The following is a 12,321-nucleotide window of genomic DNA, read 5'->3' as shown; positions in this document are numbered from 1 at the left end:
TGCTCATGCCTCGTCCTCGAACATGTCGGTCTGGTCCTGGTCGTCCTCGCCGTCGTCGCCCTGCAGCGCGTCACCGGGCGGCGGACGGTTCTCCAGGAGGCCTGCGGCACGCAATTCCTTCAGCCCGGGCAGGTCGCGCGCGCTTTCAAGCCCGAAGTGGTCCAGGAATTCCTGCGTTACGACATAGGTCACCGGGCGTCCGGGTGTCATCTTGCGCCGCCCGAAACGGATCCACTCGAGCTCCAGCAACTGGTCGACCGTGCCCCGGCTGACGCTGACGCCCCGGATCTCCTCGATCTCGGCCCGCGTCACCGGCTGGTGATAGGCGATGATCGCCAGCGTCTCGACGGCCGCGCGCGAAAGCTTGCGCGTCTCGACCGTCTCCTTCTGCATCAGGAAGCCCAGGTCCGGCGCGGTGCGCATGGCCCAGGCGTCGCCCACCTTGACCACTGAAACGCCCCGCCCCTCATAGCGCTTCCGCAACCGTTCAACCGTCGCCGCGGCGTCGCAACCGTGCGGCAGGCGCGTGTTCAGGTCGGCGACCCCGATCGGTTCGACCGTCGCAAAGAGGATCGCCTCGACCATCCGCTCCTGCTCGGCCTCGGGCGGCGCCTCGAAAAGGCTCTCGCGCGGGGGCCGGTCGTCGGCGGCCTCGGGGCCGGTCTCAGGCACGGGCGACCGCCCGGATCTGGATCGGCGCGAAGGTGTCGGACTGACGGATGCGGATCGCACCGGTCTTGACCAGTTCGAGCGAGGCCGCAAAGTGCGACGCCGTGGCCGAGCGCCGCCGCTGCGGATCGCTCTCCCAACCCTCGGGAAGGTAGGACAGAAGGTCGGTCCATTCGCCCGCATAGCCGATCAGGCCGCGCATCCGCTCCAGCGCCTGCTCCAGCGTGAAGACATTGTCGCGGTCCATGACGTAGGGCCGGAACTCGTCCTTGGTGCGGATCCGGGCATAGCCCTGCATCAGGTCGAGAAGCGTCGCGGTATAGCGGACGCGGCGCACGCGTGTCACGTCCTCGGGCAGGCCGCGCACGAAGAAGTCGCGGCCCTTCTGGTCGCGCGCCATGAGCTGCGCGGCGCGGTCGCGCATGGCGGCGAGGCGTTCAAGCTGGAAGGCCAGGTGCGCTGCCAGCTCTTCGCCCGAGGGTCCCTCGTCCGACGGGTCGGGAGGCAGCAGCAGCCGCGACTTGAGAAACGCGAGCCAGGCCGCCATCACGAGATAATCGGCCGCCAGTTCGATCCGCAACGTCTTGGCGCGCTGGACGAAGGACAGGTACTGCTCGGCCAGGGCAAGGACGCTGATCTTGCGGAGATCGACCTTCTGCGTGCGCGACAGCATCAGGAGAAGGTCGAGAGGCCCCTCGAACCCATCCACGTCGACGATCAGGGCCTCGGCGGCAAGCCGGTCCCCAACATCCGAGAAATCCATGTCGCCATCAGGCATGGGCACGTCCCTGCATCAGGGCGCCAAACTCGGCTTCGAGAGCCGAAATGTCAATATCTGGTAGGCCTGCCCGGCAAGTAAGCGCTATATCTGCGCGATGTTGGGAAGCCCCGTCCATCGCACCCACTGTTTCGGCGATCACCCGCATTTCGGACAGATCGCCGTTGCAATGCAGGACGGCGTCGCATCCCGCCGCGATGGCGCGGGCGGCACGCTCGGCGATGTCGCCCGAAAGAGCCTGCATCGAGATGTCGTCGGTCATCAGGAAGTTCTGCAACCCCAGGTCCTCGCGCAGGAAGCGGACGCCTGCGGGCGACAGCGTCACGGGCGTCTCGGCGTCGATTTCCGGCAGGACGATGTGCGCTGTCATGGCCATGGGCAGGTCGGCCAGAGCGCGGAACGGGGCAAAATCCGTGTCCCGCAATTCGGCGAGCGGCACGTCGATCCGCGGCAATGCGAGGTGGCTGTCCAGCGTCGCGCGCCCGTGTCCCGGGGCATGCTTAAGCACCGGCAACACTCCCGCCTCGAGAAGTCCCGTCGCACAGGCACGCGCCATGGCGGTGACGGTCGCGGCGTCGGTGCCATAGCAGCGGTTGCGAAGGAAGGGATGCGTCTCGGGCCAGGCGATGTCTGCGGAGGGCGCGCAGTTGGCGTCGATGCCCTGTGCGCGCAGTTCGGCCCCGATCATCAGGCCCCGCAGGTGCATCGCCCGGAAGGCCGCACTCTCATGCGGCGTGAGGGCGGCAACCTGATCGAGCGGCGGCATCCACTCGCGCCAGTGCGGTGCGCGGAGGCGCTGGACCCGGCCGCCCTCCTGGTCGATCAGGATCGGCGCCTCGCGCCCCACGGCCTCGCGCAGCGAGGTGCAGAGGCGGCGAAGCTGCTCGGGCGTCTCGGCGTTCCGCGCGAAAAGGATGAACCCGAACGGGTCGGCGTCGCGGAAGAAGGCGACCTCGTCCTCGGTCAGGACGGGGCCGGCGGGCGCGACGATGTACGCGCCCTGCCCCAACTTATTCCTGCACGACCGGGATGCAGTTGGCGCCCTCGGCAACCAGCACCGCGCAGAAGCGCCGTGCGTCGCCAAGATCGTCGAAGCCGACCGCGCGAAGACGGAAGAAGGTCCGCCCACCGCTCTGCGCTTCCTGGATCACCCGGCCCTTGCCACCCATGTATTCGCCGAAGCGCTCCTCGGCGGCCAGCCATTCGGCCTCCGCCACCTGGGCGCTGCCGAAGGCGCCGAGTTGCACGAGGCGCGTGCCGGGCGGGATGCGAACCGGATCGACGCTGCCGTCGGCGGCGCTGGCGGACGCCAAGGATACGCGCTGAAGGCGGGCGGGCCGCTCGACCGGGCGCGGCGTGCGCGCCGGAACATGGGCGGGGGCCGCGACGCGCAGGACGGCGGGCTCGGCCACGAGCGGTTCCGGGGCGAGACCGATGTCCGCCAGGGCCGCAGCAACCGCGAGATCCGTGGCCGACGGCGCGGGCTCCTCGGTCAGGGCCGCGGTGCCGTCGGCATTGGTGACCGTGCCGAAGCCGTCCTCCACGCCCTCCTCGTCGAAAGCTGCGCCGAAGTCCTCGCTCACGGCATCGGAGGTGAAGGCGGCGACGTCCTCGTCCGCCACTTCGACGACCGGAGGCATGGTCGCAAAGGCGTCGTCCTCAAGCGACATGACCGCCGGCGTCGCGTCAGGCGTCGGCGCAGGGGCCACAACCGGCGGAAGCTCGGCCATCGCCAGATCCTCCTCCTCGTCGAGCGTCGCGGGCTGAGGGGCCAGCACAACGCGGTCCGAAGGCGCCACATCGACGCGCTCTTCCGCGATGCGGTTGACCGTCAGCCCCTGGTAGTCGCTGGCCAGCCCGCCCGGATCCTCGGGTGCGATCCGCATCGGACCTTCCAGGGCGCGAACGACCGGAACCCCGGTCACGTCGCGCACCCAAAGCTGCCATCCCCAGGTCGCCAGACCGGCGATCAGCAGGACCGACAGCCCCGCCCCGGCCCAGTTCATCGCTGCGGCGAAGGTGCTCCCATAGGATCCGTCGCCATAGTCATCGTAATTGAGTGCCGCCATGTTTCATGCCTCAACTGCCCGCCGCCGGTTGTTCCGGCAGTCTCCACTGCTCGATGACGCGAGGCCTGGGCGCTGTCGTTGAGGCCGGTTTCCCGGCAGTCAGCGCGTTTCCTAGACCGGCGTCACAGCAAGGATACGCCATCCGCCAGAAATAACAACGGTTACGGGGCGATGTGGGGCGATTTTCGCTGGTGGCGGGAGGTGCGGTCCGCGGGCGGGGAATGTCTCTTGTCGGATATTAGAGTGTGGCAGCCTTGGTGTTCCGCTTGGAAGACGAGAAGCGAGGAGCCCTAGGTGTGTTCGCTACTCGAAAAGAACCTGCGAACACTCAAACTCGGTAATAGCTGAACCGGAACGCAGACCCTCCACTTCAGACGCGGGACGCACATGGTAGAGAGGATTTTCCCTCCCGGTTGGAACGCGCGTTGAGCCAATAGAAAACCAGCCATACTCAGTTCCGTCCACAGTCGCCTCGGCAAGGACGTCGCGGCGCGTGTTTGCCGAAGACGAAATCACCTGCGACGTACTCACAAAAAGTCCACCTCCCGCAGCTCTCATCAGCGGGCCCAATGAATAGAGAGCCAATGAACTTTCGTCTGCTTCTGCGCCTAGCCGCTCAATTTGAATGAGGTGCAATCGATATGTTTCGTCTGATCGTGTTCCGTCTTCGAACTCTGTTTCAAGTGAGACGCAGCCATAAGCTACGGCCGTCGCGCGAACGTCAGCGTGCGCCATAGAGTATGCCGCTCCGGTCATCACAGAGCCGAACACTAGGATCTTTTTTGCGAACGTGATGAGGAACCTGGAGGTCATCGGCACTCTGAGGTCGCTGTCATGGAGAACTTTATGAGGAGGCATTATGCGAGACAATGAATCGCAGGTTGTTCGCACTCCTGCCAACCGCCCTCCCGCCGCTCCCTACCGCATCTCCTCGACCGGCGTGACCCCAAGGATCCTCAACCCGTTGGCGATCACCACTGCCACCGCACGGGGCAGCGCGATTTTCGCCGCCGTGGCCTGGGGATTGCCCTCCTGCACGAAACGCAAGGCAGAATTGTCGTTGCCCTTGTTCCACAGCGCGTGGAAATCCGACGCCAGCTCGTAGAGGTAGAAGGCGACCCGGTGCGGCTCGTGATTGCGGGCGGCGATCTCGATCAGGCGCGGCCATTCTGCGATCTTCTTCGCCACGGTAAACTCCGCCTCGTCCTCGAGCCGGGCATTGTCCGACCAGTCGAGGTGCATCGTCTCGGCCCGGCGCATGACGGACCTGACGCGGGCGTGGGCGTACTGGACGTAGAAGACCGGGTTGTCCTTCGATTGCTCCGTCACCTTGGCGAAGTCGAAGTCGAGCGGCGCGTCATTCTTGCGCGTGAGCATCACGAAGCGCGTCACGTCCGCTCCGACCTCCTCGACCACGTCGCGGAGGGTAATGAAGGTCCCCGCCCGCTTCGACATCTTGAAGGGCTCGCCATTCTTGTAGAGCTTCACGAGCTGCGTCAGCTTGATGTCGACCGGCACGCGCCCGTCCGACAGGGCCGAGACGGCGGCGTTCATCCGCTTGACGTAGCCGCCGTGGTCCGCGCCGAAGACGTCGATCAACTCGTCGAAGCCGCGCGCGATCTTGTCCCAGTGATAGGCGATGTCGGGTGCGAAATAGGTCCAGGCGCCGTCCGACTTCATGATCGGCCGGTCGACGTCGTCGCCATGCTCGGTCGACTTGAAGAGCGTCTGCTCGCGCGGCTCCCAGTCCTCGGGCACCTTGCCCTTCGGCGGCTCGAGCGTGCCCTTGTAGATCAGGCCCCGCTTCTTCAGCTCCGCGATCGCCGCCTCGATCCGACCCGTGCCGTAAAGCGACTTCTCGGAGAAGAAGTGGTCCATCTTCACGCCGAGCGTCGCCAGATCCTCGCGGATCAGCTCCATCATGGCGTCGGTGGCGAAGTCGCGGACCTCGGTCAGCCATTCGCCCTCGGGCAGGTTCAGAAGCCGGTCGCCGTACTTCACCTTCAGCGCTTCGCCCACAGGAACGAGATAGTCGCCGGGGTAGAGACCCTCGGCGATCTCGGGAGAAAGGCCGTTCGCCTCGCGGTACCGCTCGTAGGCCGAGCGGGCGAGGACGTCGACCTGCGCGCCGCCGTCGTTGATGTAGTATTCGCGCGTGACGTCGTAGCCCGCGAATTCGAGCAGCGCCGCAAGCGCGTCCCCGAAAACCGCGCCCCGCGTGTGTCCGACGTGGAGGGGTCCCGTCGGGTTCGCCGAGACATACTCGATGTTCACCTTCACGCCCGCGCCGAGGCCCGAATGGCCGAAGGACCTCCCGGCGTCGATGGCCTCGGCCACGACATCATGCCAGACCTCGGGGACGAGACGGATGTTTATGAACCCTGGACCCGCGACCTCGGCTGTCGCGATCCGCGGATCGGACGTCAGCCGCTCGGCCAGTTCGACCGCGATGTCGCGGGGAGCCTTGTCGGCGGGCTTTGCCAGGACCATCGCCGCGTTCGTCGCCATGTCGCCATGCGCCGGATCGCGCGGTGGCTCCACCGCCACCGCGCCCCAGGACAGGCCCGAGGGCAGCCGCCCCTCGGCCACAAGGGCGTCGAGCGTCTCGATCACGGAGGTGCGGATGTCGGCGAAGATGTTCATGGGTCCGGTCCTTGGCTCTTGGCGGGGTTTAACACTCCGGCGCCCGGCGTCAACGAAAGCGGGCCGGTGCTTCCGGCTGGTGCTGCGGCCACCGCGATACAAGCGACCCTATCCCCGCCGATGCCTTGGCGTCAGGGTTGTTCTTTGAGCCGCACCGTGTGAACAACCAAGGGGGCCACTTCTCGAGGTTGCAGCTTTGCTGACTGTGCTAACCGAAAGATTGATCCGTGTTCCGAAAGCACGGACGTTGGACCTGACGGTCGTGCAACAGGGCTCGACCAGCCGAGTGCACTTTGGCGACGCGGCGTTCGACGTGACCTCCGACCTCAACGACATCGGGACGCACGACGTCTTCGACTTCGCGCTTTTCGGCACCCTCGCCGTGGCGGTGCGGAACAACTGGAATGTTAGGACCGATCTTCCGATTACGGAGGACGGCCTTGCCGCCGCGCGCCGCGTGGTCGACATTTTCGATCTGTGGCGCGTTCGCCGCTGCTATCCCGTCACCATCGAAGCGACCAATCTCGTCCCGGCCCCAGTCCATGCCCCGCGCCACGGCGGCCTGATCTGCCTCTCGGGCGGTATAGATTCAACTTACGCTGCCATGAAGGACGTCGCCGAAGGCCGGGCTGGTCATGGCCTTCTCGTCGCGGGCGCAGACTACCCGCGCGCCACCTCGCCCGGCTTCGTCGAGAGGCGCGGCCGGGTGGCGCGTCTCGCGGAGGTCCTCGGGCTGGAGCTGGTGACGGCCGAAACGACGGTCCGCGACCACAAGCTCTATTTCAATGCCACGCACACCTGCGTCCTGGCGATGATGCTGGCCTTCCACGCCCAATGTTTCCGAGACGGGTCCATCGCCGCAGACTTCACGCTGGCGCAAGAGTACGGCTATACGCCCTGGGGCAACTCGCGCCCTATCGTCGAAGCGCTTGGGTCCACATGGTTCCCGATCCATCACGCCGGCGGCGAGGCCGGGCGGACCGCCAAGGTCCGGGCTATCGTCGACGCCGATCCCGACCTGATGAGAGCCGTGTCGGTCTGCCAGAACAAGGAAATCGGCGGCAATTGCGGCACCTGCGAGAAATGCGTCCGGACGAAGCTGAACCTCGTCGCGGCGGGCGTCGATCCCGCCCCGTATTTCGAAGCCAATCCGGACCTGGCCGAGCATTTTGCGGCGATGACCCTGCCGAACTACCCCGCGGGCCTCAGGCGGCACATGGTCTTTCTCAAGGACCTCGAGCCGACGCTCGACGATGCTGCCCTCCGGACCGTTTTGACGAACCGGCTCGACAGACTGCGGCGGAAGATCACCCCGACGGGCAAAGCCTGAGACGTCACCCCACCGGCACGCTACGCATCGCCGCCGCCTCGCCGCCCCCGATGAACCTCTCGTGGCATTGAAGCGCGAAACGGTCGGTCATGCCCGCGATGTAGTCGGACACGATGCGGGCGAGCGCGGTTTCGTCCTCGGCGTCCTCGACGTCCTTCCGCCACTGCTTCGGCAAGTTGTCGGGGTGCGCCATGAAGAACGGGAAAAGCTCGTCGATCACGCGGGTCACCTCGGCGCGCATCTTCACGACCGTCGGTGCGCGATACATGCGGGTGAAGAGGAATTGGCGGATCACCTTCAGATCCTGGAACAGCGGCTCGGAAAAACGGATCATCTGGAACCCCGCCTCGCGGATGTCCTGCGCGCTGGCCGGCTGGATCTCGGCCAGGGATCTCTGCGCCACCGCGATGACGTCCTCGACCAGAAGCCCGAAAAAGCGCCGCAGCGCCTCGTGCCTTCGGCGATAGTAGTTGAGGCCGGGATAGATCTCGTCGACGCGGGCGAAGCAGCGGTCGAGGATGGGGAGCTTTCCAAGTTCGTCGGTCGAGAACAATTCCGCCCGCAGCCCATCGTGCAGGTCGTGGTGGTTGTAGGCCACGTCGTCCGAGATCGCCGCCACCTGCGCCTCGGCGCTGGCGTAGGTGTGAAGTTCGAGGTCGTGCTTGGTCTGGTACTCGGCCAGCGCCCAAGGCAGCACGCCCGTCACCGGACCATTGTGTTTCGCAATGCCTTCAAGGGTTTCCCAGGTCAGGTTCAACCCGTCGAACCGCGCATAATGCCGTTCCAGCGCAGTCACGATCCGCAGCGCTTGCGCGTTGTGATCGAAGCCGCCGTAGGGTGCCATGAGCGCCGACAGTGCCTCTTCGCCCGTGTGACCGAAGGGCGTATGGCCCAAGTCGTGCGCCAGCGCCACCGCCTCGGTCAGTTCGGCGTTGAGGCCAAGCGCGCCCGCAATCGTCCGCGCCACCTGTGCCACCTCGATGGAATGCGTGAGGCGCGTGCGGAAGTAGTCGCCCTCGTGTTCGATGAAGACCTGCGTCTTGTGCTTCAGCCGCCGGAAGGCGCTGGCATGGATGATCCGGTCCCGGTCGCGCTGGAAGGCGGACCGGAAGGTGGACTCGTCCTCGTCGTGCAGCCGGCCCCGGCTTGTCGCCGGGTCCGACGCATAGGGCGCCTGCATTGCGTCCCCTGTCTTGTTCGCCTGTCCCGTCGCCCATATATTCCGTTGAAGCAGCAAAAGAAACGCCGGAGTCCGAGATGGACCTTGCCCTTCCTCCCCGTGTCACGCCCCGCGCCTTTGCGCGGCTGGCCGAGATCAACGAAGGCGCGGACGCGCCCAGGGCGCTTCGCGTCGCCGTCGAGGGCGGCGGATGCTCGGGCTTCCAGTACTCCATCGACATGGGCGAGCCGTCGGACGGTGACCTCGTGCTGGAAGGCGAGGGACAGAAGGTCGTGGTGGACGAGGTATCCCTGCCCTTCCTGTCGAATGCCGTCATCGACTTCGCAGACGAGCTGATCGGCGCTCGCTTCGTGATCGAGAACCCGAACGCGACGTCGAGCTGCGGCTGCGGGACGTCGTTTTCGATGTAAGAGCTTATGCCTGCTCGCTTTTCGGTGGGGCCTGCAAACATAGCGCGAATCTGTTAGGGTGGCTGTCCCAGACAAGGGAGGCTCTGATGACCAAGCATATCATCGACGGCAAGCGTATCCCCGGAGGACCGGCGAAGGCGCGACGCTACACTAAGCTCGACTCCGAAGCGCGGCCTCATCCGCATTCGATCGCGCTTCAACGGCGTCCTCTGCACACCGACGCCGATACGCGCGCCCGGCGCTTTATCGCGATAGAGCGGCGGACGGGAGAGCCGATCCCCGCCTGACAGACCGGGGGATGCAATCGAAGGGATGGCTCGGACCCCGGCCTTCTGCATTTCTCGTGCAAATTGGGGCAGGCACGCCATCGACTCGACAAACGTACGCTTCACCTAACCCCTGTGCGGAGAGCCGCCTTCCATATACGGGGGCATTGAGGCTCTACCTCGTCATACGTCCAGCGGCCAAGGCGCGCGGATCGGTGCATCCGACGATCGCAAAGTCTCCCCGCGAAAGTCCCATTCGGGCGCAGATGGATTCCGACGGCGCGTTTCCAGGCTCAACGCCAGTCATGAAGTTGCCGAATTGGAACCGTGCTTCCATCTCAAGCAAGGCATGTGCCCCAAGAACAAGAGACAACCGCTGACCACGCCGCGCAGGGTCGGTGGCAAGCATTCCCCACCATGCCTGCCTGCCATGTTTGGGATGATCTTCGTGGGCGTATGCCGATGACGCTGCGCACGAAACCACCTTCGACGTGCGGTCAATGGCCACCAAACAGAGCGCGGGACGCAAGAGGCCGCGCAAGACTTCTCCGCAGAGCGGCAGGACACCGCAGCCCAAGGCCATGTCGGCCAGAGAGGTCAGGTGCCCGTCCGATGTCGACGCATCAAGACGCAGCATCGTAAGATCCTCGGGCAGGGAAACCGTCTCGACAACCCGTCGCGCCGCCGCGATGGCAGAGCGATTGCCCTCCCACTTGTCATAGTGCACGGGGACGAACCCGCGCGCCGACAGCGACATCTTGATGGCTTCGGCCTCGTTCAACCGCACGGTACCGTAGGCCGCGTTGCCCTGGACCGTGGCCAGGGCTGCAAGTTGCTCAATGCCGCCGTCCTCTGGTCCGGCCAAGCCAACCGTGCGACCGTAATAAGTGTAGCGCCGGTCCTGACCCAGTAAAGAAGCCATCCCACGGCCCCGACGCAGCACCGCGCGTTGATCGTCGGTTCCAAAGAATTCGTCTCTTCCCATGGCCCGACCCTTTGATGTTCCAGGCAAGCATTCCGGACGAAAAATCAGACGTCAAAACAATCTTGGCCCAAGTCGGTCCATTCGGACCCGCTCGACACACCGAAGACAATTGATTTCTGGGGCGTACCCAATGGTCTCAAAGCAGCCTTTGGGAGTTCGGCGTAGCCGTCATCAGGCTGCGCCATAAAAGGCAAAGGGCCGGCTCGGACCGTGCGCTTTCGCGGTGCGTGCGCCGGATCCGCTTTGACAACATCCGGCAAAACCCGTCATCTCCCCTCATGCGCATCGCCACCTTCAACATCAACGGCGTCCGGGCCCGGATCGAAGCCGTCACCGCCTGGCTGACCGAAAGCGCGCCCGACGTGGCGCTCCTCCAGGAGATCAAGTCGCAGGACGAGGGTTTCCCGCGCGAGCATTTCGAGGACCTGGGCTACACCGTCCACACCCACGGGCAGAAGGGCTTCAACGGCGTCGCGATCCTGTCGAAGCTACCTCTCGAGGACGTGACGCGAGGGTTGCCCGGCGACGAGACCGACGAGCAGGCGCGCTGGATCGAGGCGACCGTGATCGGGATACGCGCGGTGCGCGTCTGCGGCCTCTACCTGCCGAACGGCAATCCCGCACCGGGTCCGAAGTACGACTACAAGCTCGCCTGGATGGCGCGGCTGAAGTCCCGCGCCGAGGCGCTGCTCGAGACTGAGGAGCCTGTGGTGATCTGCGGCGACTACAATGTCATTCCCCAGGACGAGGACGCCGCAAGACCCGCAGCGTGGCGCGAGGATGCGCTCGCCCTGCCCGCCAGCCGCGCCGCCTTCCGCGAGATCCTGAACCTCGGCTACACCGACGCCTTCCGGGTCCGCCACGCGGGCGGCGGGCACTACAGCTTCTGGGATTATCAGCGCAACGCCTTCGACCGGAACGACGGCATTCGCATCGACCACCACCTGCTGTCGCCTCAAGCTGCCGACCTGCTGAACGACTGCTGGATCGAGGCGGCCGTGCGGGGGCGAGAGAAGCCTTCCGACCACGTTCCTGTCTGGATCGACATCGACGCCTGAATTTTACGGAACCTTTCCGCTTATTCCGCGTCATCCCCTCGTATGACAGGTGTGAGTGAGGGGTGTTGTCCCATGGTTCGTTACCTCGTATTGGCCGGTTTGGCCGCCTTTATCCAGATCTCGGGCGCGCATGGTTGCACCGTGGGTGGCAAGTGCCTCACGCCGCCCGAGAATTCTGGCTCTGTCGAAGTGGCCGCGGGCGAAGTCGTACCCCGGGGTCAGGGGCAAATCCTCCTCAACGCCGAGTATTACGGGCTTCCGCCGACAGGCGGAGACTTCTGGTATTTCCGTGTGGGGGATCAGGTTTTCCGCGTAAACCCGGACACGCTCGAAGTGCTCGAGGACGTCACTGCGCAAATGAACCGGGCCTTCTGACCGGCGGCGAATTGCCAACGCAAAGGGCCTTGTCCTACTTCTGCCTCAAAGCAGCCCTAGCTTGAGAAGCAAAGGAGAGACCCCGTGAAAATCCTTCTGACTGCCCTTTCCCTCACGCTGGCGCTCGGCGCCCTGCCCGATGCCGCTCTCGCCAAGGACCCCAAGGGTTGCCCGCCGGGTCTGGCAAAGAAGTCGCCCGCCTGCGTGCCGCCAGGCCTTGCGCGGAAGGGCGTGACGCGCGACGACCGCGACCATGACCGCTATGAGGATCGTGCGGACCGGGACGACCGGGACCGCGACGATTGGGATCGTTACGACGAGGACGACTATCGCGTCCTGCGCGTCGGCGACCGCATCGTGCTGGATGGACGGGAATATATCGTCGTCGACACGCGCGACGGCACGCTGATCCGCCGTGACGACCGGACGTGGCGTCTGCCGCGGCTCGACGACGGTTCGGACTATGTCCGCGTCGGCGACGCGATCATCCGGGTCGACCGCCGCACACGCGCCGTGCTCGACCTGATCGAGCTGACCGACCTCATCCTGAGCTGACCC

General features: G+C 65.4%; 13 protein-coding genes. 6 read left to right on the top strand and 7 right to left on the bottom strand.

Features of this window, described 5'->3' with window-relative positions; genetic code table 11:
* Positions 1 to 3: 3 nt before the first annotated feature.
* From scpB to argS, 5 genes are all read right to left on the bottom strand, one after another.
* Positions 4 to 585: an SMC-Scp complex subunit ScpB gene (gene scpB, locus EF888_RS08530; protein ID WP_109759004.1), complete on the bottom strand. Its 582-nt coding sequence runs from the start codon at positions 583 to 585 to the stop codon at positions 4 to 6.
* Positions 586 to 664: 79 nt separating this feature from the next.
* Positions 665 to 1,447 carry a segregation and condensation protein A gene (locus tag EF888_RS08525; RefSeq protein ID WP_109758599.1) on the bottom strand — a complete coding sequence of 261 codons (783 nt, stop codon included), beginning with the start codon at positions 1,445 to 1,447 and terminating at the stop codon, positions 665 to 667.
* Positions 1,440 to 2,456 (bottom strand): glycoside hydrolase family 3 N-terminal domain-containing protein, encoded by a 1,017-nt coding sequence (locus EF888_RS08520; RefSeq protein WP_109758598.1) that lies wholly within the window; start codon positions 2,454 to 2,456, stop codon positions 1,440 to 1,442. The genes EF888_RS08525 and EF888_RS08520 overlap by 8 nt, the downstream gene beginning before the upstream one ends.
* Position 2,457: 1 nt before the next feature.
* Positions 2,458 to 3,516, bottom strand: coding sequence for an SPOR domain-containing protein (locus EF888_RS08515; protein WP_109758597.1), 1,059 nt, complete (start codon positions 3,514 to 3,516; stop codon positions 2,458 to 2,460).
* Between the two features lie 918 nt (positions 3,517 to 4,434).
* The gene (gene argS / locus EF888_RS08510; protein WP_109758596.1) at positions 4,435 to 6,159 is read right to left on the bottom strand and encodes an arginine--tRNA ligase; all 1,725 of its coding nucleotides are present in this window, start codon (positions 6,157 to 6,159) and stop codon (positions 4,435 to 4,437) included.
* Positions 6,160 to 6,406: 247 nt separating this feature from the next.
* Between argS and EF888_RS08505 the strand changes: the two genes are divergently transcribed.
* Complete coding sequence (locus tag EF888_RS08505) at positions 6,407 to 7,489, top strand: hypothetical protein (protein WP_109758595.1); 1,083 nt, start codon at positions 6,407 to 6,409, stop codon at positions 7,487 to 7,489.
* Positions 7,490 to 7,493: 4 nt separating this feature from the next.
* On the opposite strand, the gene EF888_RS08500 is transcribed toward EF888_RS08505, so the two are convergent.
* Entirely contained in the window at positions 7,494 to 8,669 is a 1,176-nt protein-coding gene (locus EF888_RS08500; protein ID WP_109758594.1) for a deoxyguanosinetriphosphate triphosphohydrolase, read from the bottom strand.
* Positions 8,670 to 8,746: 77 nt separating this feature from the next.
* Between EF888_RS08500 and EF888_RS08495 the strand changes: the two genes are divergently transcribed.
* Positions 8,747 to 9,079, top strand: a complete 333-nt coding sequence (locus tag EF888_RS08495) for a HesB/IscA family protein (RefSeq protein WP_109758593.1) — start codon at positions 8,747 to 8,749, stop codon at positions 9,077 to 9,079.
* A gap of 86 nt (positions 9,080 to 9,165) precedes the next feature.
* Positions 9,166 to 9,366, top strand: a complete 201-nt coding sequence (locus EF888_RS08490; protein ID WP_109758592.1) for a hypothetical protein — start codon at positions 9,166 to 9,168, stop codon at positions 9,364 to 9,366.
* Between the two features lie 154 nt (positions 9,367 to 9,520).
* On the opposite strand, the gene EF888_RS08485 is transcribed toward EF888_RS08490, so the two are convergent.
* The gene (locus EF888_RS08485; RefSeq protein ID WP_109758591.1) at positions 9,521 to 10,330 is read right to left on the bottom strand and encodes an N-acetyltransferase; all 810 of its coding nucleotides are present in this window, start codon (positions 10,328 to 10,330) and stop codon (positions 9,521 to 9,523) included.
* 278 nt (positions 10,331 to 10,608) lie between these two features.
* Here EF888_RS08485 and xth point away from each other — a divergent pair, with 278 nt between their 5' ends.
* From xth to EF888_RS08470, 3 genes are all read left to right on the top strand, one after another.
* Positions 10,609 to 11,388: an exodeoxyribonuclease III gene (xth, locus tag EF888_RS08480; protein WP_109758590.1), complete on the top strand. Its 780-nt coding sequence runs from the start codon at positions 10,609 to 10,611 to the stop codon at positions 11,386 to 11,388.
* 72 nt (positions 11,389 to 11,460) lie between these two features.
* Positions 11,461 to 11,763 (top strand): hypothetical protein, encoded by a 303-nt coding sequence (locus EF888_RS08475; protein WP_109758589.1) that lies wholly within the window; start codon positions 11,461 to 11,463, stop codon positions 11,761 to 11,763.
* Positions 11,764 to 11,847: 84 nt separating this feature from the next.
* On the top strand, positions 11,848 to 12,318 hold the full coding sequence (locus EF888_RS08470) for a hypothetical protein (protein WP_109758588.1): 471 nt from the start codon (positions 11,848 to 11,850) through the stop codon (positions 12,316 to 12,318).
* The last annotated feature ends 3 nt before the right edge of the window (positions 12,319 to 12,321 follow it).

The sequence above is a fragment of the Silicimonas algicola genome (assembly GCF_003970735.1).
Taxonomy (GTDB): domain Bacteria; phylum Pseudomonadota; class Alphaproteobacteria; order Rhodobacterales; family Rhodobacteraceae; genus Silicimonas; species Silicimonas algicola.
This window is presented reverse-complemented; position numbering and strand designations above follow the sequence as displayed.

What these genes read in the sequence shown, in the direction of transcription:
- xth (WP_109758590.1), top strand. Translation starts at nt 10,609, where the DNA reads ATGCGCATCGCCACCTTCAACATCAACGGCGTCCGGGCCCGGATCGAA.
- EF888_RS08490 (WP_109758592.1), top strand. Translation starts at nt 9,166, where the DNA reads ATGACCAAGCATATCATCGACGGCAAGCGTATCCCCGGAGGACCGGCG.
- EF888_RS08485 (WP_109758591.1), bottom strand. Translation starts at nt 10,330, where the DNA reads ATGGGAAGAGACGAATTCTTTGGAACCGACGATCAACGCGCGGTGCTG.
- EF888_RS08515 (WP_109758597.1), bottom strand. Translation starts at nt 3,516, where the DNA reads ATGGCGGCACTCAATTACGATGACTATGGCGACGGATCCTATGGGAGC.
- scpB (WP_109759004.1), bottom strand. Translation starts at nt 585, where the DNA reads ATGGTCGAGGCGATCCTCTTTGCGACGGTCGAACCGATCGGGGTCGCC.
- EF888_RS08495 (WP_109758593.1), top strand. Translation starts at nt 8,747, where the DNA reads ATGGACCTTGCCCTTCCTCCCCGTGTCACGCCCCGCGCCTTTGCGCGG.
- argS (WP_109758596.1), bottom strand. Translation starts at nt 6,159, where the DNA reads ATGAACATCTTCGCCGACATCCGCACCTCCGTGATCGAGACGCTCGAC.
- EF888_RS08475 (WP_109758589.1), top strand. Translation starts at nt 11,461, where the DNA reads ATGGTTCGTTACCTCGTATTGGCCGGTTTGGCCGCCTTTATCCAGATC.
- EF888_RS08525 (WP_109758599.1), bottom strand. Translation starts at nt 1,447, where the DNA reads ATGCCTGATGGCGACATGGATTTCTCGGATGTTGGGGACCGGCTTGCC.
- EF888_RS08500 (WP_109758594.1), bottom strand. Translation starts at nt 8,669, where the DNA reads ATGCAGGCGCCCTATGCGTCGGACCCGGCGACAAGCCGGGGCCGGCTG.